The organism is Dactylosporangium sp. CA-139066 (assembly GCF_050936175.1).
In the GTDB taxonomy this organism is placed as follows: Bacteria; Actinomycetota; Actinomycetes; order Mycobacteriales; family Micromonosporaceae; genus Dactylosporangium.
The window spans coordinates 877,892-896,419 of record NZ_JBNJNH010000001.1 but is presented as its reverse complement, the minus strand read 5'-3'; the positions used below and the strand labels follow the sequence as shown (position 1 = coordinate 896,419).

The window sequence follows — 18,528 nt, the reverse complement described above, 5'->3', positions numbered from 1 at the left end:
TTGGTCACACGAGGCCAATCTCACCCTCCTATTAAGGTCTACCGCGTGACTGAGTGGGACGTGGCGATCATCGGCGGCGGCCCGGCCGGGCTCTCGGCCGCGTACGAGTCGGCGCGCCGGGGGGCGAGGACGCTGGTCCTGGAGAAGGCCGTGCACCCGCGGTACAAAACCTGCGGTGGTGGCTTGATCGGCTTCACGCTGGGCGCGGTTGCGGACCGGATCACGGTCCCGGCCGACGACCGCGTCGAGCGCGCCGAGTTCACCCTCGACGGGCGGTCCCGCTTCACCCGCACCGCGCGCCGCGCCCCGCTGATCACCATGGTCCGCCGCCCCGCCTTCGACGACGCCCTGCGCCTGGCGGCCGAGAAGGCGGGCGCCACGGTCCGCCAGTCGACCGCCGCGCGCGCCTTGGAGCAGACCCCGTCCGGCGTGCGCATCGGCGTGTCCGACGGCTCATCCGTCGCCGCCCGGTCGGTGATCGGCGCCGACGGCTCGTCCGGTATCACGTCCCGCCACGTGGGCGTCGAGTACGACCAGGTCGACCTGGGCCTGGAGGTCGAGCTCCCGATCGACGCCGCCCTGGCTTCACGGTGGCGCGGCCGCCTGCTGATCGACTGGGGCCCACTCCCGGGCTCGTACGCGTGGGTGTTCCCGAAGGGCGACGTGCTCACCGTCGGCGTCATCGCCGCACGGGGCGAGGGCGCACGCACGAAGGCCTATCTGCGCGCCTTCGTCGACCGCCTCGGCCTGACGGGCATCGAGCCGCTGCACGACTCGGGGCATCTCACGAGGTGCCGTACCGACACCTCGCCCCTGCGCCGCGACAGCGTCATCGTCGCCGGCGACGCCGCCGGCCTGCTGGAGCCGTGGACGCGCGAGGGCATCAGCTACGCCGTCCGCTCGGGCGCCCTGGCCGGCGCCGCGGCCGCGGACGGCGACCTGCCGCGATACGAGCGCGAGGTCGCCTCGTCGCTGGCCCCGTCGATGCGCGCCGGCCGCCGCCTGCTGGCCACGTTCAGCCGCCGCCCCGCCCTGTTCCACCACATGCTGCGCACCCCGCCCGGCTGGCGCATGTTCGAGCGCTTCTGCCGCGGCGAGACGTCGTTCGAGCACTCGGTCGAGCGGCTCCCGGTACGGGCGGCGCTGCGCCTGCTCGGCTGACCGCATGCGCTGCACTGTTCCTGGGCGGCAAGCGCCAGTCGTCGCGGCGCTGACGTCTACTTCACGATGATCCCGAGGGCCGCAGCCAGCGCCGGCCCGAGCTCGATGAGCTGCCGCTCGTCCACGATCGCCCCTCTGAGCGAGTCGGCCCCGTCAGCGACGTCGAGCTCGCGCGCCCCACGGAAGTCCACCTTCTTGCACTTGACCTGCGACATGCGCGCGTTGCGAACGGCGGTCCCGGGAAACGTGACGTTGGTCAGCGCGGCGCCGGCGCAGTCGAGCTCGTTGATCTCACAGTCCTCGAAGCTCACGTCGACGAGCGTGGCGCCCCGCAGGTTCAGCGTGTCAATCTTGCAGCGCTGAAAGGTCACCCGCCGCATCCGCGAGCCGTAGGCCTGCACGCCCGCCAGCGAACTGTCCAACATGGACACATCGAGCCACTCGGCCTCGATCAGCCTGACACCCACCCATCGGTTGCGACTGAGCCAGACGTCGCTGAACCGTGCCCGCTCCAGCCCCACCTCGGCCAGCGTCACCTGGGTGAGGGCGGACTCGATGAACTTGGCGCTGGTGGCTTCACCGCCGTCGAGCTCAACCTGATCGAGGTGCACTTCGGTGTAGTTGCCGTCGTGCTCGAGCCTGTCGTCCTCGAACTTCTGCAGGTAGGCGGCGTACGGAAGCTCCCCCAACGACTGCACCACACCCATGCCGCTCATCCTATGGTCGCGCACGGCGGACCCGGAGACTCCGTCGACCATCAGAGGCTGAAGCGGTCGTCCGAGAACGGCACGTCCGGTAGCTCGCGGTCGGCGGCGACGTCGGAACCAAGCCGATCACCGCGATCGACACCGCGACGCCGGAGAGCATCCGCAACGGCGTCAAGGCCGTCGTCGCCGCGGCCGCCGGCTGAGCGGCCGCAGCTGCCTGGTCCACCTCGCGCAGACTCCCGCACGCGCCGACGCGGGTGGACCGGCCGATCCGTTCCGATGCGATCCGCGGCCGGACACGGAGCGGTCCGTTCCGCGCCGGCACTGGAGCCGGCCGCTAAAGGGAACGGAACAGACCGTTCCGAGCGTCGGTCGGTAGGGGACGGAGACGTCCGTTCCCGTCGACCCGGCCGAGCCATCCTCGCTGGTCGAGCCGCAGCCCGCCGTCCGCGCCGATAGAGCCGCGTACCGCCGTCCTCGCTGGTAGAGCCACTTCCGAGCCGCCCTCCGGAGCGTTCGGTAGGCGCACGGGCTCACCGACAACTTTTTTTGTCTTGACAGTCGAAGTTGTCGGTGGGTAGCGTTTGGGCATGTTCGAAGTGGGAGTCATCGAGGAGGCGGGGGCGGCCGAGGTCGCGCTCGATCCGGTTCGGGCGCGGTTGCTCGCCCTGCTGGCTGAGCCGCACTCCGCCACGAGCCTCGCGGCGATCGTGGGACTGCCGCGGCAGAAGGTGAACTACCACCTCAAGACGCTTGAGTCGCACGGGCTCGTCGAGCTGGTCGAGGAGCGGCGCAAGGGGAACGTGACCGAGCGGGTGCTGCGGGCCGCCGCCGCATCGTTCGTGATCTCGCCCACGGCGCTGGCCGCCGTGCAGCCCGATCCGGCGCGCTCGCCGGACCGGCTCTCCGCGCGGTGGCTGCTCGCCCTGGCGGCGCGGCTGGTCAAGGAGACCGGGCAGCTGATCACGGGGGCGGCCAAGGCCGGCAAGCCCGTGGCCACGTTCGCGCTCGACGGGACGGTGCGGTTCGCCTCGGCGGCCGACCGCGCGGCGTTCGCGCAGGAGCTCACCGCCGCCGTGGGCGCGCTGGTCAGCCGGTACCACGACGAGCACGCGCCCGGCGGGCGTGACCACCGGGTCATCGTCGCCATTCATCCGAGCATCAGGAACGCCGAATCCGGCGGTACCGAATCGAAGGGATCTTGAAATGTCTGACACGCACGAGTTCCAGCTGGTCCACGACCTCGACATCGCCGCGACGCCCGAGCAGGTGTGGACGGCCATCGCCACCGGGCCGGGCATGGATGCGTGGTTCATGGGGCGCAACGAGATCGAAGGCCGGGTCGGCGGGGCGACCACCATGGAGATGCCGGGGTTCGTCGCCGGCGGCACCGTGACCGCGTACGAGCCGAACCAGCGGTTCGCCTACCGCAGCCCCGAGGCGGAGGACGGCTCGTTCATGGCGTTCGAGTACCTCATCGAGGGCCGCGACGGCGGGTCGACCGCGCTGCGGATGGTGCACAGCGGCATCCTGGCCGGCGACTGGGAGGCCGAGTACGACGCGCTGAAGAAGGGCAACCCGCTGTACCTGCGCACCCTGGCGCAGTACCTCGAGCACTTCGCCGGGCGCACCGCCGTGCCGGTCACCGCGTTCGGGCCGCAGCAGAGCGACCAGGACGCGGTCTGGGCGGCGGTCACCGGCGCGCTGGGCCTGTCCAAGGACGTGGCCGAGGGCGACACGGTGCGCCTGACGATCGGCGGCCGGGAGGTGGGCGGCGTGGTCGACACCGTGCTGGAGCCGAGCTTCCTCGGCGTGCGCACCGACGACGCGCTGCTGCGCTTCGTGGGCCGGGGCGGCGTGATCCTGACCGGCCACCACATCTTCGCCGACGTCGACAAGGCCGAGCAGGAGCGGGCGTGGGGCGCCTGGCTCGCCGAGGTCTTCGCGTGAGCCGGCCGAGACCCGAGACCCGAGAGGGATGATCGTCATGCGCCGCAACCCCTGGGTCGGCCTGGCCGTGCTCGCCCTGCCGACCCTGCTGCTCTCGCTCGACGTGAGCGTGCTGTACCTGGCCCTGCCCAAGCTCAGCGCCGACCTGCACGCCGGCGCGACCGAGCAGCTGTGGATCCTCGACATCTACTCGTTCATGCTCGCCGGGTTCCTCGTCACGATGGGGGCGCTCGGCGACCGGATCGGCCGGCGGCGGCTGCTGCTGGTGGGCGCCGCGGCGTTCGGCGTCGCGTCCGTCGCCGCCGCGTACGCCACCAGCCCCGCCATGCTCATCGCGGCCCGCGCCGCGCTAGGCGTCGCGGGCGCCACCCTCATGCCGTCGACGATGGCCCTGATCCGCAACATGTTCCCCGACCCGAAGCAGATGGGGCTGGCCATCGGCGCCTGGTTCAGCTGCTTCATGGGCGGCATGACGCTCGGCCCGCTCGTCGGCGGCCTGCTGCTCGAGCACTTCTGGTGGGGCTCGGCGTTCCTGCTCGGCGTGCCGTTCATGGTCCTGCTGCTGCTCGCCGGCCCGAGGCTGCTGCCGGAGTACAAGCCGGAGCGCCCCGAGCACCGCATCGACCTGCCGAGCGTGGCGCTGTCGCTGGCCGCGATCCTGCCGGTCATCTACGGGCTGAAGGCGCTCGCCCGTGATGGGCTGCATGCGGTACCGCTGGCCGCCATCGCCGCCGGTGTCGTCTTCGGCGCCGTCTTCGTACGCCGCCAGCGCACCCTCCCCGACCCGCTGCTCGACCTGCGCCTGTTCGCCAGCCGGGTGTTCAGCACGGCGCTGGGCATCATGCTCCTCGGCGGCGTGGTCATGGCCGGCCTGTCGCTGCTGGCCAGCCTCTACCTGCAGAACGTCGCCGGCCTCGCGCCGCTGGCCACCGGCGTGCTGCTGATACCGCAGAACATCGCAATGGTCGCCGGCTCGATGGTCGCGCCGGCCCTGGCCCGGCGGCTGCCGGCGAGCACGGTGACCGCGCTCGGTCTGGCCGTCTCCGGCCTCGGCCTGACCGTGGTCACGCAGGTCGACCCGCACGGCACCGCGCTGCTGGTCGTGGGGCTGGTGCTGGCGTCGGCCGGGATCTCGTTCCCGATGGCCCTGACGATGAACCTCATGATGGCCTCGGCCCCGCCGGAGAAGGCCGGCTCGGCCGCCTCGATCTCGGAGACGAGTGGCGAGTTCGGGATCGCGGTCGGCATCGCGACGCTCGGCAGCCTCGGCACGCTGGTGTACCGCACGGTGCTCGACCTCCCACCCGGCGCCCCGGCGGCGGCGCGCGGCAGCCTGACGGCGGCCGTGCAGCTCGCCTCGGGCGTCCCCGGCCTGCTGGACGCGGCCCGGGCGGCGTTCACCACGGGCCTCAACGCGGTGGGCGTGGTCGGCGCGCTGATCTTCTTCGGCCTGGCGGTGACGGCCGCCCTGACGCTGCGCACGAGGCCGGCAGCGCCCGACCCGGCGGAGGCCGCCCCGAACTCGACGGTTTCGGACTTAAACCCCGTCGGGCGATAAATCCGATAAGTCGCGGCGCGAAGCGCCCGACTTATCGCTGGCAAGCGCGTTATCGCTGGCAAGCGCGGCGCGAAGCGCCCAACTAGCCGGCAAGCGCAGCGCGAACCGCCCGACTTATCGCCGGCAAGCGCGTTATCGCCGGCAAGCGCGGCGCGAAGCACCCAACTAGCTGGCAAGCGCGGCGCGAAGCGCCCAACTAGCTGGCAAGCGCGTTATCGCCGGCAAGCGCGGCGCGAAGCGCCTAACTAGCCGGCAAGCGCAGCGCGAACCGCCCGACTTATCGCCGGCAAGCGCGGCGTGAACCGCCCGCCTTTACCAGGCAAGCGCGGCGCGAAGCGCCCGACTAGATGATTGATGCCTTGAAGGCTCAATGGTCGTAGGCGATGAGGGACCGCTTGCTGGGGGCGCCGATGGTCCAGTTGTGCCAGATCGCGGCGGTCAGGGCGAGGAGTCGCTGCGCGACGCGGACGAAGACGCCGGCCAGGGTGCGGCCGCCGTGGGATTCCAGGTCGAGTTGGCCTTTGAGGGTGTCGAAGACGGCCTCGACCCATTGGCGGACCCGGGCGAGTTTGCCGAAGCGGGCCGGTTCGCCGCGGCGGTCGGGGCGCACGAAGTGCGCCCCGAGCTGCCCGGTAATGAACCGTTCGAAGTCCGCGCCGGCGAAGCCTTTGTCGCCGAGCAGGACCTGCCCGGCGTGGACGAGGTGATGGTCGGCTTCCAGCAGGGCGGCCATGACCTCGCGTTCGCCGAGTTTGGGGTTGGCCAGGCCCCAGATGACCGGCATGCCCTCCGGGGTGCAGACCAGGTACAGGCGGAACCCCCAGAAGTAGCGGGAGTGGGAGGCGCAGTAGCCGTAGCCGGCGTCGCCGGCCAGGTCAGAACGTTTGACGGTCTCCCGGGAGGCGCCGCAGGGCAGCGGGGTGGAGTCGATCAGGCGGAGCTGGTCGAACCAGGACGGCGTGCGGGTGGCCAGATGCCGCATCACCGTGGCCAGCAGCGGTCCGGCTTTGCGCATCCGTTTGTTGTAGCCGTCCTGGTCGGGCAGGTAGGGGAACATGCCGCGCAGATGCTTGTTGGCGTAGCGCAGCCAGTGCCGCTCGGACGGGTACCGCAGCAGCACCTGCATCACCGCCAGGCACAGCAGCTCGGCGTGGGACAGCAACGGCCTGCGGCCTCGGCCCCGGGGCCGCTCGATGAGGTCGTCGATCTCCACGTACAGTGCGGTCACGAGGGTGTCCAGATCAGCGTCCAACGACGGGCTCCAAGAGTTCGGCGGCTGGGTCAGCAACGCCGATCTTGGACACCCTCCCCACATCTACCCAGCAGCGACACACGCCCGAATCTTCAAGGCATCACTCATCTAGCTGGCAAGCTCCACCTGAGGTCGGATAAGTCCGGCGCTGACGCGCCTGACTTATCCGACATTTCAGCATTTAGCGCCCCTTTTACCCGTGGTTGTATCGTGCGCGCTGTGGTCGATGCCGCGCAGCACAGGTCCGCCGTCCGGCGCAGCGGAATGCGTGACGTAGCAAGGGCCGCCGGCGTCTCCATCAGCACCGTCGCCAACGTGCTGAACAACCCGGCGGTGGTCGCCGACGCCACCCGCCGGCGGGTCGAGGAGGCCATGGCGGCCGTCGGGTTCGTGCGCAGCGGGCCCGCCCGCCAGCTGCGCGGCCTGCCGAGCCGGCTCGTCGGGTCCGTCACGCTCGACCAGGCCAACCCGTTCTACGCCGAGCTCAACCGCGGCATCGAGGACCGCCTGGACGAGGCCGGCTGCCTGGTGCTGGCCTGCAGTACCGACCTGGAGCCGGACAAGGAGCGCCGCGTCCTGCGCCTGCTGGAGGAGCAGTCGCCGCGGGGCATCATCGTGACGCCGACCGGCGAGAACCTCGACGAGCTGCAGGCCATCGCCCGCCGGGGCACTCCGGTGGTACTGCTCGACGCCCCCCGCGGCGCCCTCGACCTCTGCGCCGTCACGGTCGATCACGTCACCGGCGGCCGGCTGGCCGGCGAGCACCTGCTCGCCCTGGGCCACCTGCGCATCGCGTTCGTCTCCGGGACCTGGGACGTGCCGCCGGTCCGCGAGCGGCTCGAGGGTCTGCGCCGGGCGATGGCCGAGCACGGCGCCGCCCCGCCGATCGAGGTGCGGATGGCGCCGGGGGATCTGTTCCGCGGTACCGAGGAGGCGGTTGTCGCTCTGCTGGCTCTTGAGGCGAGCGCCGTGGTCTGCCTCAACGACATCACCGCCGTCGCGGTGGTCCGCGCCCTGGAGCGCCGCGGCGTGCGCGTGCCCGCGGACGTGTCGGTGGTCGGCTACGACGACGTGCCGTTCGCGGCGCACGTGCGGCCGGCCCTGACGACGGTCCGCCGCCCGATCCGCGACCTGGGCCGCGCCGCCGCCGACCTGCTGCTGGCCGAGCTCATCCCGACGCACCGCCACGAGGAGCTGACCTTCGCCCCCGAGCTCGTCGCGCGCGCCACCACGTCCCGGCGGCCGATGCCGGGCACGTGACCGGGGTGGCAGGGCGATCGCGTCCGGCTCCCCAACGCCGTCGCGCCCGGCAGCACCCTGCGCCGCACGCTGCTGCTCACCGGGACGACGATCAACCGATCGGGCGCACGCCGCCCTCGGTGAGCAGGCGGGCGATCGGCAGGGTCGCGGCGCCCAGGGCGACCGCGTCGTCGCCCAGGCGGCCGAGCTCGATGCGGGCCTGGCCGAAGGGCTGGCGCAGCGCATGGCGGCGGGCCGACTCGCGGACCCGGGGCAGCAGGGCGGCCAGCGCCACCGCGGTCCAGCCGCCGAGCACCACCAGCTCCGGGTTGAACAGGTTGATGAGGTTGGCCACGCCGGCGCCGAGGTAGTCGGCCGTCTCGTCGAGCACCGCGCGGGCCACCGGCTCGCGGGCGGCCGCCGCCAGCAGCGCGCCGATCTGCGACTCCTCGTCGTCGCCGGGCGCCGGGCCGCCGCACGCCTCGCGGTAGCGCTCCAGCACCGCCTCCGCGCCGACGTACGCCTCCAGGCAGCCCCGCGCGCCGCAGCGGCAGGAGCGGCCGCCGTACACCAGCGTGGTGTGGCCCCACTCCCCCGCGCTGCTGGACGCCCCGCGGTAGGTGGACCCGTTCGTCACGACGGCGGCGCCGACCCCGGACCCGACGAGCGCGAACACGGCGTGCCGGCTGCCCCGCCCGGCGCCGAACCACATCTCGGCCTGGCCGAGGGTCTTCGCGCCGTTGTCGATGTGCAGCGGCAGCTCGGTGCCCCGCCTCAGGAGCGTTTCCAGCGGTACTGCATCCCAGCCCAGCGTCTGCGCGTGCACCACGGCGCCGTCGGGGCCCTGCTGCACGATCCCGGAGACGCCGACGCCCACGCCCAGCACCGCGGCCGGCTCGAGCCCGGCGGTGACCGAGCGCAGGCCCGCGTGGATGTGCCGGACCACGGTCCCGGGCTGCGCGCCGGCCGGGTCGATCGAGTGGTCGACGCAGGCGAGCCGGCTCAGGCCGAGGTCGAACAGCTCCACCCGGACCCGGGTCTCGCCGACGTCGACGCCCGCGACCACGCCGTAGCCGGGCGCGACCCGCAGCAGGATGCTCGGCCGGCCGCCCTCGGACTCCATCGCGCCGGCCTCCGACACGAGGCCGTCGTCGATGAGGTCGCTCACGACGTTGCTCACCGCGGGCTGGCTCAGCCCCGTGCTGCGGGACAGGTCCTGGCGGGTCAGCGGGCCGTCGAGGAACAGCCGGGTGAGCAGCGCGGAGCGGTTGCGCAACCGGATCCCACGGTTCGTCGCCCGCTCCACCCGCATCGCGTCACTGTAGTGGCCCGACCCTTGACGCATGAGGTACGCGCCACTTTAATGACGACATTAATTAAGTCTCGATAGAAAAGGGAAGTCCGCCAACCCCCAGCCTGTCGAGCGCGCGTCAGCACGCCGGTCGACACCCCCGCCAGAAGGGCCGAACTGGTGTCGATTCGCCATGCCATCGCGACGATCGCGGCCGGCATCCTGCTGACCGGGTCGCTCGTGGCGTGCGGCGACTCGGCGCAGGACGCCAAGACGCTCACCTACTGGGCCAGCAACCAGGGCGAGAGCCTCGAGTTCGACCAGAAGACGCTGCAGCCCGAGCTCGACAAGTTCGAGCAGGTGACCGGCATCCACGTCAAGCTCGAGGTCGTGCCGTGGTCGGACCTGCTCGACCGGCTCATGGCGGCGGCCAAGGACGGCAAAGGCCCGGACGTGGTCAACATCGGCAACACGTGGTCGGCCTCGCTGCAGGCCACCGGCGCGTTCGTCGCGTTCGACGGGCACATGCTCGACAAGGTCGGCGGCCGGGACCGGTTCGTCACGTCGGCGCTGGACGCCGCCGGCGCGCCCGGGACGCCGCGCTCGGCCGTGCCGCTGTACTCGCTGTCGTACGCCCTGTACTACAACAAGCGCATGTTCGCCGACGCGGGCATCGCGAGCCCGCCGACGACGTGGGACGAGCTGGTGGCGGACGCCAAGCGCCTCACGAAGCCGGCCAAGGGCCAGTGGGGGCTCGCGGTCGAGGGCGCGAACCCGGCGGAGAACGCGCATCACGCATTCACCTTCAGCCAGCAGTACCGCGGCCAATGGTTCGACGCGAAGGGCGACCCGACCTTCGACACCGACGCCAACGTGGCCGCGATCAAGCGCTACATCGGGCTGATGTCCGACGACCACGTCGTCAACCCGGCCGACGCCGCCTACGCCAAGAACGAGTCGCGGGCCGACTTCGCCAAGGGCAAGGCGGCGATGCTGCTGTGGCAGGCGGCCGGCACGTCGCTGCAGCAGCTCGGCATGCGGCCCGACGACTACGGCGTCGCCCCGGTGCCGTTCCTGGCCGACCCCATCCGGGGCGGCGGCGTGCGGGTCGACAGCATGGTCGCCGGCATCAACATGGCCGTGTACAAGCACACCCGCAACCTTGACGGCGCCCTGGACTTCGTGGAGTTCATGACGAGCGACAAGGAGCAGATCATCCTCAACAAGGTGTACGGCTCGCTGCCGTCGGTGCGCTCCGCGTACAGCGACGCCGCGTTCCGCACGCCCGAGCAGGACGTGCTGTTCCACGTGCTCAACTCCACGGCCGCGCCGCTGCCCCAGGTGCCGGCGGAAAGCCGGTTCGAGACGCTCGTCGGCGCGGCGATGGCGGAGCTGTTCGCCGACGCGGCCGCCGGCCGGCCGGTCACCGCGGACAGCATCAAGGCCAAGCTCAGCTCGGCGGAGGGGAAGATGTGAGTCCTCTCCCGCCCAGGTACGCAGCTGCCGAATCCCTTCAAGAGGAGATCCTTCCCGTGCTGGATCTGTCCGCACTACCCCCGGGCTTCATCTGGGGCGCCGCCACCGCGGCGTACCAGATCGAGGGCGCCGCCGCCGAAGACGGCCGGAAACCGTCGATCTGGGACACGTTCTCGCACACGCCGGGCGCCGTCGACAACGGCGACACCGGCGACGTGGCCTGCGACCACTACCACCGCTGGCCCGAGGACGTGGCGCTGATGCGCCGCCTCAACCTGGACGCGTACCGCTTCTCGATCGCCTGGCCGCGGGTGCTGCCCGACGGCGTGGGCCAGGTCAACCGGGCCGGCCTCGACTTCTACGACCGGCTCGTCGACGCGCTGCTCGCCGAGGGGATCCGCCCGTTCGCCACGCTGTACCACTGGGACCTCCCACAGGCCCTGCAGGACGCGGGCGGCTGGCCGAGCCGGTCCACGGCCGAGGCGTTCGCCGACTACGCGACCGTGGTGGCCGACCGGCTGGGCGACCGCGTCGCGGACTGGAACACCGTCAACGAGCCGCTGTGCGTGTCCTGGATCGGCCACCTCGACGGCCGGATGGCCCCGGGCGAGCGCGACCTCACCCGCGCGGTGCACACCTCGCACCACGTGCTGCTCGGCCACGGCCTGGTCAACCAGGCGCTGCGCGCCTCGGCCCGCCTCACGCCCAACGTCGGCATCGTGTTCAACCTGAGCCCCATCGAGCCCGGCTCGCAGCGGCCCGAGGACGTCGCCGCCGCGGTGCGCGCCGACGGCCACACCAACCGCTGGTGGCTCGACCCGGTCTTCGGCCGCGGCTACCCCGCCGACATGATCGAGTGCTACGGCGTGGAGCCGCCGGTGCGCGAGGGCGACCTGGCGCTCATCGCCTCGCCAACGGAGTTCCTCGGCATCAACTACTACTTCCGCCAGATCGTCGTGGACGACCCCACCGGGCCGGCGCCGTTCGCCCGGCAGATCCCGGTCCCCGGCTCGGTCGAGACCGCCATGCCCTGGGAGGTGTACGCCCGCGGCCTGGAGGACGTCCTGGTCTCCGTCGCGCAGACCTACGCCCCGCGCAGCATCCTGGTCACCGAGAACGGCTCGGCCTGGTACGACACGGTCGAGCCCAACGGCGACATCCAGGACAAGGAGCGCACCGACTACCTCGAGCAGCACCTGGACGCCGTGCGCAACGCCGTCCTGCGCGGCGCGCCGGTGGACGGCTACTTCGCGTGGTCGCTGCTGGACAACTTCGAGTGGGCGTACGGCTACGACAAGCGCTTCGGACTCGTCCGGGTGGACTACGAGACGCAGCAGCGCACGATCAAGGCCTCCGGCCACCGCTACGCCGACCTCATCACGGCACACAAGCGGTCGCGCCAATCGGTGATCTAGGCTCGGAACGGGCGCTGCCGGGGTATAGAGGACGGCAGCGCCACGTTCTGAACGCCTGTGAGGGGATGCCGACATGACGCAGCAGACCGACAGCTGGGACCCGGACCCGAACGACGAGGGCCAGCTGTCCGCGCAGGACACCCTGTCCGACCGCGGGCTCGACGACCCTCTCGACGAGGGGTACTCGCCGCCGGAGAAGCCGCGTGGCCTCAACGCCTTCGGTGTCACCCAGGCGGAGGCCGAGCAGGGTGAGTCGCTCGACGACCGGCTGCGGCAGGAGGAGCCGGACCCGTCGAGCCGGCCCGACCTGGACGACTTCGGCTCGACGACCGAGTCCGGCGAGTTCTTCGACTCCGACGAGGTCGGCGACCGGCGGGCGGGGCGGCTCGTCGCGCCCGACGAGGGTTACGGCGAGGACGACGAGAAGGACGAGATCGGCTCCGACGTCGGCATCGACGGCGGCGCCGCCTCGGCCGAGGAGGCCGCCGTGCACATCGTGGACGACCGCAACCTGTAGCGCCGCTCGACCAGCAGGGCGGCCGCCGCGACCACCGCGCTCCACAGCACGTACCAGCCGGTGAGCGCGAGCAGGCCGACCACGCTCACCAGCGCGAACGCGGCGGTCCGGCGGGCCCGTGAGCGGGCCGGCAGCAGCCGGACCGCCGCCGCGGTGCCCAGCACGTACACCACGACGAACGAGCCCGACGTGGCCAGCATGAGCGGGCGCGCGCTGATGCCGGTCGCCGCGGCCAGCGCGAGCGTCGCCGACGACAGGCCGGCCACGACGAGCAGGCTGCGCCGGGGCACCTGACCGGCGTCCGCGCCGCGGGCGAACCACGGCGGCAGGGCACCGTCGCGGCCGAGCGCCGCGCCGAGGCGGGCCGCGCCGGCGAAGTACGCGTTCATCGCCCCGGCGGTGAGCAGCAGCGCCACGACCGCGGTCAGCGAGCGGGCGCCCGGGCCGAGGCCGATCGCGAGCAGGTCGGCCAGCGGCGCCTCCGACGGCACCGGGAGCACCAGCTGGCTGGTGGCGGCGACGGCGAGGTACAGCAGGCCGACCACGACGACCGCGATCCAGGTGGCGCGGGGCACGTCGCGGCGCGGGTCGCGGTAGTCCGCGGCCAGCGAGGTGAGCGCCTCCCAGCCGGCGAAGCCCCAGACCAGCACCGCGACGGCCGGGCCGATCGCGAGCCAGCCGTGCGGCGCGAACGGGCGCAGGTTGGCCGCGTGCGCGTGCGGCAGCGCGGTGACGATCGCGGCGAGCAGCAGCACCACCAGCGCGGCGGCCAGGCCCAGCTGGACCCGGCCGGACATCCGCACTCCCCCGAGGTTGGCCGCCGTCACGAGCGCCACCAGCGCCGCCGCGGTGAGCAGCGCGGTGCGGTGCCCACCGCCGAGCACCGCCGCGACGTAGGCGCCGCCGAACGTCGCCGCCGGCAGCGCGCCGACCGGCACCGCGCAGTAGAACGTCCAGCCGACCACCGCCGCGGCGCGCGGGCCGAACGCCCGCCCGACGTAGCTGGCGACGCCGCCCGCGTCGGGGTAGCGCGCGCCGAGCGCGGCGAAGGTGAGGGCCAGCGGCGCCGACAGCACGATGAGCGCGAGCCACGCGACGAGCGCGGCCGGCCCGGCGACCTGGGCGGCGAGCCCCGGCAGCGCGATCACGCCGGTGCCGAGCACGGCGCCGATCGAGAGCGCGGCGCCCTGCTTGACGGTGAGCATGATCCTTACGCTAAGGCCCGGCTTGGCCTGCAAGAAGAGCCAATTCATGCGTTAGGGTACTGGGCCAAATGGAACTGCACATCAGTCTCGACGGCCGGGGCGACCGCACCGACCGCATCTACCGGCAGCTGCGCGACGCCATCCTCGACGGCCGGCTGCGCCCCGGCGAGCGCGTGCCGCCCAGCCGGGAGCTCGCCCGCCGCCTCTCGGTCGCGCGCAACACGGTCGCCGCCGCCTACGACCGGCTCGTCGGCGACGGGTTCCTGCGCGGCCGGGCCGGCGCCGGCACCTTCGTCGCGTACTCCGGCGAGCCCGCCACCGCCCGCCGAGCCCCGGCCGGCCCCCTGCGCCCGGCCCGGCGCTGGGCGGCCCTGGGCGAGGAGCCCCCGCCGACCCCGCCGGCCCGCCTCGACCTGCGCATCGGCCACCCCGACGCGACCCTGTTCCCGATGGCGACCTGGCGGCGGCTCATCGCGCGGTCGCTGCACGCCTCGGCCGAGTACCGCGACCCGGCCGGCTACGAGCCGCTGCGCGCGGCCATCGCCCGCCACGTCGGGCTGTCGCGCTCGGTGCGCGCCGCCGCCGAGGACGTGCTCATCACCGCGGGCGCCCAGCAGGCCGTCGACCTCGTCGGGCGGGTGCTCGTCGAGCCGGGCGCGCTCGTCGCCGTCGAGGAGCCCGGCTACGCGCCGGTCCGGCGGCTGTTCGCCAGCCACGGCGCCCGCGTGGCCGGCGTGCCGGTCGACGCCGACGGGATCGTCGTGGACGCGATCCCGGCGGCGGCGCGGGTGGTGTACGTCACACCGTCGCACCAGCATCCGCTCGGCACCGCGATGTCGCTGGACCGGCGGGCGGCGCTGCTGGCCTGGGCGCAGGAGCACCGGGCGGCGATCGTCGAGGACGACTACGACAGCGAGTTCCGCTTCTCCGACCGCCCGCTCGAGCCGCTGCAGAGCCTCGACCGGGCCGGGCGGGTCATCTACGTCGGCTCCTTCTCCAAGACGCTGCTGCCGTCGCTGCGCCTGGGGTTCCTGATCGCGCCCGAGGCGCTGCGCCCGGCCCTGCGCGCGGCCCGCCGCATCGCCGACTGGCACGGCGAGCCGTCCGCGCAGATGGCGCTGGCCGAGTTCATCGACGAGGGGCGGCTGCAGTCGCACCTGCGCACGCTCACGCGCGTGTACGGGGCCCGGCACGAACTCGTCGTCCGGGCGGTGCGCGGCCCGCTCGCGCCCTGGTTCGCGCTGGTGCCCTCCAGCGCCGGCCTGCACGTGGCCATGCGCGCGACCGCGCCAATGGACCTGCCGGGCCCGGTCCGCCGCGCGCGGGCGGCCGACGTCGCGCTCGACCCGCTCGGCGGCTTCTACGCCGACCCGGCGCGCGGCGCCGCCGATCCCGGGCTCGCGGTCGGCTACGGCGCCATCGCCACGGCCGACCTGCCGGAGGCGCTCGACCGTCTGGCCGAGGCGGTTCGCCATTCCACATGACGGCGGAATTCACCCGGACCCGCTACCGTGTGGCGCATGTCCGTCCGCCGCGTCGCCGTCCTCCTCGCGCTCGCGGGGGCCCTCGCCGCACCGCTGAGCGCGTGCGGGTCGAAGCACCCGAAGCCGCCCGTGGCCGCCGCCAACACGCCGGCGCCCGCGTCCGGCGATGCGGCCATGGAGGCGTCACCGGCCGGTAGCGTGCCGCCCGCGTCCCCGCCGCCGTCGGGCATCCCCACGATCACCTACACGAAGGCCGCCACCGGCCTGCCCGCCGACCCCGACCAGTCGTCGATGACGCTGCTGAACGAGGGCCTGCAGGTCGACTCGAAGCTGCCCGTGTACGACGCGCCCGGCGGGCAGGCCCGGGCGTACCTCACCCGCCAGATCAGCGGCGTGGACCTCATCATGCCGGTGGTCGAGCGCCGCGACGGCTGGGTCGCGGTGCTGCTGCCGTCGGTCAACCGCAGCATCGGCTGGCTGCCGGCCGGCGGCTGGAAGACGCGCCCGCTGCACGACCAGATCGTGGTGCACCGGGGCGCCTTCAAGCTCACCTGGCTGCGTGACGGCGCGGCTCAGCAGACCTGGACGGTGACCGTCGGCGCGCCGGCCACCCAGACCCCGCTGGGCCGCACCTTCGTGCTGGGCCGTTCGTCGCTGCCCAGCAAGGTGTACGCCGGGCTGGACGTCATCGCCCTGGGCGCCGTGCCCGACGACAAGAACGCCGTCGCCGAGGGGCTCGCCGACGCGCACACCGGCATCCACGCCTGGTACCAGAACGACTTCGGCTACCGCAAGTCCAACGGCTGCGTCCGGATGCCCCCGGCGGCCCAGAAGGTGCTGCTGGACAACATCCCGTCCGGCACCAGCGTGATCGTCCTTCCCTAAGCCTCGGTCAGCGGCGCGCCGGTCTCGAGCAGGGTCTTGAGGCCGGAGATGACCTCGGGCCAGCCCTGGGACACGCCCGCGAGGATCTCGCTGCCCTCGTCGAAGCCGTCGTGCACGACGGTGAGCTTCACGTGGTCGCCCTTCGGCTCGATCGTGAAGGTCACCCGCGAGCGCGGCTCCCCGGCCCAGCGGGCGCGGCGGTCTTCATCCACGTCGTACGCCTTCGCCCACTCGTCGGTGAACGTGTGCCACGCGTACGACAGGCGGGTGTAGGGCTCGGCCTCCAGCACCACCTGCTCGGGATCGGCGATGCGGGTGTCGTCCCGCACGACCCAGGTCATCGCCGCGCCCGGGGTCCAGTCGGACTCGATGGCGGTCGCCCAGTACTGCCGGGTGAACGCCGGGTCCGTCAGCCCCTGCCACAGCCGCTCGGGCGTGGTGCGGATGTAGGCGGTGTACACGAACTCGGGCCTGCTCATCGGTGTCGCCTCCAGTGCCTTCCTGAGGTCGGCGAGCGCGTCGACGCGCCGCCGTTCGTAGCGGCTGATCCATCGCTCGGCGATGTCGCTGATCGGGGCGGCGTTGAGGTAGTGCAGCTTCTCCCGGCCGCGGCGCACGGTGGTCACGAGCCCGGCCTCCTCGAGGATCGCCAGGTGCTTGCTCACCGACTGCCGGGTCATGTCGAGCCCCGCGCAGAGCTCGCGCAGCGTCTGCCCGTTGTCCCGGTTGAGGCCGTCCAGCAGCGCCCGCCGGCTGGCATCGGCCAGCGCCCGGAACACGTCATCCATCCCCGCCCCCAATATGCAGCCTTCCGGTTGCCAATATTAGGCAGCCATTTGGTTGCCCGTCAAGGCGCTCGAATGACCGCGTCACACCTTTGTCCGGTTTATACTGATTGATACCCGGAGAGGGGATCTGCCTTGTTCACGACCGGTGACGACCCTGCGGCCCGCATGCGCCACGAGCTGCACACGCCGCTGACCTCGATCCTGGCGTACACCCGCCTGCTCCGCGACGACCTGCCGCCCGACGGCCCGGCCGACGGCCCCGCCTGCCTCGACGCGATCGACCGCAACGCCCTGCGCCTGGAGCGCTACGTCGACAGCGTGGTGCTCCCGCTGGCCGCGACCGGCGCGCCGAGCCCTCGCGACGGCTCCACCGACCTGGTGCCGGTCCTGCGCGACGCCGTGGACCTGGCCCGCCGCGTGGCGGTCGCGAGCGCGGTGAGCGTCCACGCCGACGTGCCGGACTCGGCCCCCGTGGCGGTCGACGAGATGATCTGCCGCCACCTGGTCGGCCAGCTCGTGCTGTGGCTGGCGATCGCGGCCCCGGCGCGGGCGCACGTGGAGATCACGCTGCGCCGCGACCCCCACCCGTCGATCGAGGCCCGCATCGTCCCGATGGGCGAGCTGACCGCGGCACCGCAGCGCCGCTCGATCGACGACCCCCCGAAGTCCGCGGACCTGCAGGTCGCCCGCGCGGTGGCCAGCCTGTGCGGCGGCGACGTCCGCCTGGACGAGACCTCGTTCCGCCTGACCCTCCCCGCCTCGGTGCTGGCCCCCTCCCAGCGCTGACTTCCGGCGCGCGGTTGACGCGGCTGTGTGATCAGCGGCTGTGCGAGCGGAACGCCACCGGGTCGAAGCGGCCGTACAGGCGGGAGTCCAGCCAGTGCGGGGCCTCGCGGCGGAACAGGGGGCCCGCCATCGCGCCGGCGCCGTCCGGGATCGCGCCGGCCAGGTCGCCCGCGAGGTCGTACAGGTTGGTGCGGTGGACCAGCTCCGGGTCGGCCGGCCAGGCGCCGAGGACGACCAGGGCCGGCAGCTCGCGGCGGGCCAGGGCCGCCAGCGTCAGCGCGGTGTGGTTCAGCGTGCCCAGGCCCGCGCGGGCCACCACGACGACCGTGGCGTCCAGCGCCGTCGCCAGGTCCAGCAGCGTCCAGCCGCCCTCGCCGAGCGGGACCAGCAGGCCGCCGGCGCCCTCGATCAGCGTGAGGTCGTGGTGCTCGGCGATCGAGCGGGCGGCCAGCTGGGCCATCACCGCGGTCAGCGCGTCCTCGCCGGCGACCCGCGCGGCGGCGAGCGGGGCCAGGGGGTCGGGGAAGCTGGCCAGGGTGCGGGTCAGGGCCGGCTCGGCCAGGCGGGCGACCGTGGCCGCGTCGGGCTCGTCGCCGTCGGCCGTGCCGGTCTGGGCCGGCTTGACGACCGCGACGCGCTGGCCGGCCGCCGTGGCCGCGGCGGCGATCGCGGCCGTGGCGATCGTCTTGCCCACCCCGGTGTCGGTGCCGGTCACCACGATGGTGCCGGTGATCGGGCCGGGGAGCTCCTCGGTGCCGAGGCCGGGCAGGAGTGTCACGCGTCCTCCTCGCTGACGCTCGCCGGTCGCGCGACC

At 73.0% G+C, this 18,528-nt stretch carries 17 protein-coding genes; 11 read left to right on the top strand and 6 right to left on the bottom strand.

Annotation, left to right across the window (positions count from 1 at the left end; translation table 11 throughout):
* Positions 1–45 precede the first annotated feature (45 nt).
* Complete coding sequence (locus ACQEVU_RS04190; RefSeq protein ID WP_433320775.1) at positions 46–1,161, top strand: geranylgeranyl reductase family protein; 1,116 nt, start codon at positions 46–48, stop codon at positions 1,159–1,161.
* A gap of 56 nt (positions 1,162–1,217) precedes the next feature.
* Here the strand turns inward: ACQEVU_RS04190 and ACQEVU_RS04185 are convergent, their stop codons facing one another.
* Positions 1,218–1,868 carry a pentapeptide repeat-containing protein gene (locus ACQEVU_RS04185; RefSeq protein ID WP_433320772.1) on the bottom strand — a complete coding sequence of 217 codons (651 nt, stop codon included), beginning with the start codon at positions 1,866–1,868 and terminating at the stop codon, positions 1,218–1,220.
* A gap of 590 nt (positions 1,869–2,458) precedes the next feature.
* Here ACQEVU_RS04185 and ACQEVU_RS04180 point away from each other — a divergent pair.
* Genes ACQEVU_RS04180 through ACQEVU_RS04170 form a run of 3 tightly spaced genes read left to right on the top strand, consistent with a single transcriptional unit; the run spans position 2,459 to position 5,376 of the window.
* Positions 2,459–3,073 carry an ArsR/SmtB family transcription factor gene (locus ACQEVU_RS04180; RefSeq protein ID WP_433320769.1) on the top strand — a complete coding sequence of 205 codons (615 nt, stop codon included), beginning with the start codon at positions 2,459–2,461 and terminating at the stop codon, positions 3,071–3,073.
* 1 nt (position 3,074) lies between these two features.
* Positions 3,075–3,818, top strand: coding sequence for an SRPBCC family protein (locus ACQEVU_RS04175; protein ID WP_433320766.1), 744 nt, complete (start codon positions 3,075–3,077; stop codon positions 3,816–3,818).
* Between the two features lie 37 nt (positions 3,819–3,855).
* A complete protein-coding gene (locus tag ACQEVU_RS04170; protein ID WP_433320763.1) occupies positions 3,856–5,376 on the top strand; it encodes an MFS transporter in 1,521 nt (506 codons plus the stop codon).
* 367 nt (positions 5,377–5,743) lie between these two features.
* Here ACQEVU_RS04170 and ACQEVU_RS04165 read toward each other — a convergent pair whose 3' ends face one another.
* Entirely contained in the window at positions 5,744–6,628 is an 885-nt protein-coding gene (locus tag ACQEVU_RS04165; protein ID WP_433320760.1) for an IS982 family transposase, read from the bottom strand.
* A gap of 219 nt (positions 6,629–6,847) precedes the next feature.
* Here ACQEVU_RS04165 and ACQEVU_RS04160 point away from each other — a divergent pair, with 219 nt between their 5' ends.
* Positions 6,848–7,888: a LacI family DNA-binding transcriptional regulator gene (locus tag ACQEVU_RS04160; RefSeq protein ID WP_433320757.1), complete on the top strand. Its 1,041-nt coding sequence runs from the start codon at positions 6,848–6,850 to the stop codon at positions 7,886–7,888.
* A 91-nt stretch (positions 7,889–7,979) separates the two neighbouring features.
* Here ACQEVU_RS04160 and ACQEVU_RS04155 read toward each other — a convergent pair whose 3' ends face one another.
* Positions 7,980–9,179, bottom strand: coding sequence for an ROK family transcriptional regulator (locus ACQEVU_RS04155; RefSeq protein WP_433320754.1), 1,200 nt, complete (start codon positions 9,177–9,179; stop codon positions 7,980–7,982).
* 159 nt (positions 9,180–9,338) lie between these two features.
* Here ACQEVU_RS04155 and ACQEVU_RS04150 point away from each other — a divergent pair, with 159 nt between their 5' ends.
* From ACQEVU_RS04150 to ACQEVU_RS04140, 3 genes are all read left to right on the top strand, one after another.
* The gene (locus ACQEVU_RS04150; protein ID WP_433320751.1) at positions 9,339–10,634 is read left to right on the top strand and encodes an ABC transporter substrate-binding protein; all 1,296 of its coding nucleotides are present in this window, start codon (positions 9,339–9,341) and stop codon (positions 10,632–10,634) included.
* 56 nt (positions 10,635–10,690) lie between these two features.
* The gene (locus ACQEVU_RS04145; protein WP_433320748.1) at positions 10,691–12,049 is read left to right on the top strand and encodes a GH1 family beta-glucosidase; all 1,359 of its coding nucleotides are present in this window, start codon (positions 10,691–10,693) and stop codon (positions 12,047–12,049) included.
* Positions 12,050–12,122: 73 nt separating this feature from the next.
* Positions 12,123–12,566: a DUF5709 domain-containing protein gene (locus ACQEVU_RS04140; RefSeq protein ID WP_433320745.1), complete on the top strand. Its 444-nt coding sequence runs from the start codon at positions 12,123–12,125 to the stop codon at positions 12,564–12,566.
* Here the strand turns inward: ACQEVU_RS04140 and ACQEVU_RS04135 are convergent.
* A complete protein-coding gene (locus tag ACQEVU_RS04135; protein ID WP_433320742.1) occupies positions 12,455–13,771 on the bottom strand; it encodes an APC family permease in 1,317 nt (438 codons plus the stop codon). The genes ACQEVU_RS04140 and ACQEVU_RS04135 overlap by 112 nt on opposite strands.
* A 68-nt stretch (positions 13,772–13,839) precedes the next feature.
* Here ACQEVU_RS04135 and ACQEVU_RS04130 point away from each other — a divergent pair, with 68 nt between their 5' ends.
* The gene (locus ACQEVU_RS04130) at positions 13,840–15,255 is read left to right on the top strand and encodes a PLP-dependent aminotransferase family protein (RefSeq protein WP_433320739.1); all 1,416 of its coding nucleotides are present in this window, start codon (positions 13,840–13,842) and stop codon (positions 15,253–15,255) included.
* Positions 15,256–15,291: 36 nt separating this feature from the next.
* On the top strand, positions 15,292–16,140 hold the full coding sequence (locus ACQEVU_RS04125; RefSeq protein ID WP_433320736.1) for a L,D-transpeptidase: 849 nt from the start codon (positions 15,292–15,294) through the stop codon (positions 16,138–16,140).
* On the opposite strand, the gene ACQEVU_RS04120 is transcribed toward ACQEVU_RS04125, so the two are convergent.
* Complete coding sequence (locus tag ACQEVU_RS04120) at positions 16,137–16,928, bottom strand: ArsR/SmtB family transcription factor (RefSeq protein ID WP_433320733.1); 792 nt, start codon at positions 16,926–16,928, stop codon at positions 16,137–16,139. The two genes, ACQEVU_RS04125 and ACQEVU_RS04120, sit on opposite strands and share 4 nt — an antisense overlap.
* A gap of 132 nt (positions 16,929–17,060) precedes the next feature.
* Here ACQEVU_RS04120 and ACQEVU_RS04115 point away from each other — a divergent pair, with 132 nt between their 5' ends.
* On the top strand, positions 17,061–17,714 hold the full coding sequence (locus tag ACQEVU_RS04115) for a sensor histidine kinase (protein ID WP_433320730.1): 654 nt from the start codon (positions 17,061–17,063) through the stop codon (positions 17,712–17,714).
* Positions 17,715–17,745: 31 nt separating this feature from the next.
* On the opposite strand, the gene bioD is transcribed toward ACQEVU_RS04115, so the two are convergent.
* Complete coding sequence (bioD, locus tag ACQEVU_RS04110; RefSeq protein ID WP_433334786.1) at positions 17,746–18,435, bottom strand: dethiobiotin synthase; 690 nt, start codon at positions 18,433–18,435, stop codon at positions 17,746–17,748.
* Positions 18,436–18,528 lie beyond the last annotated feature (93 nt).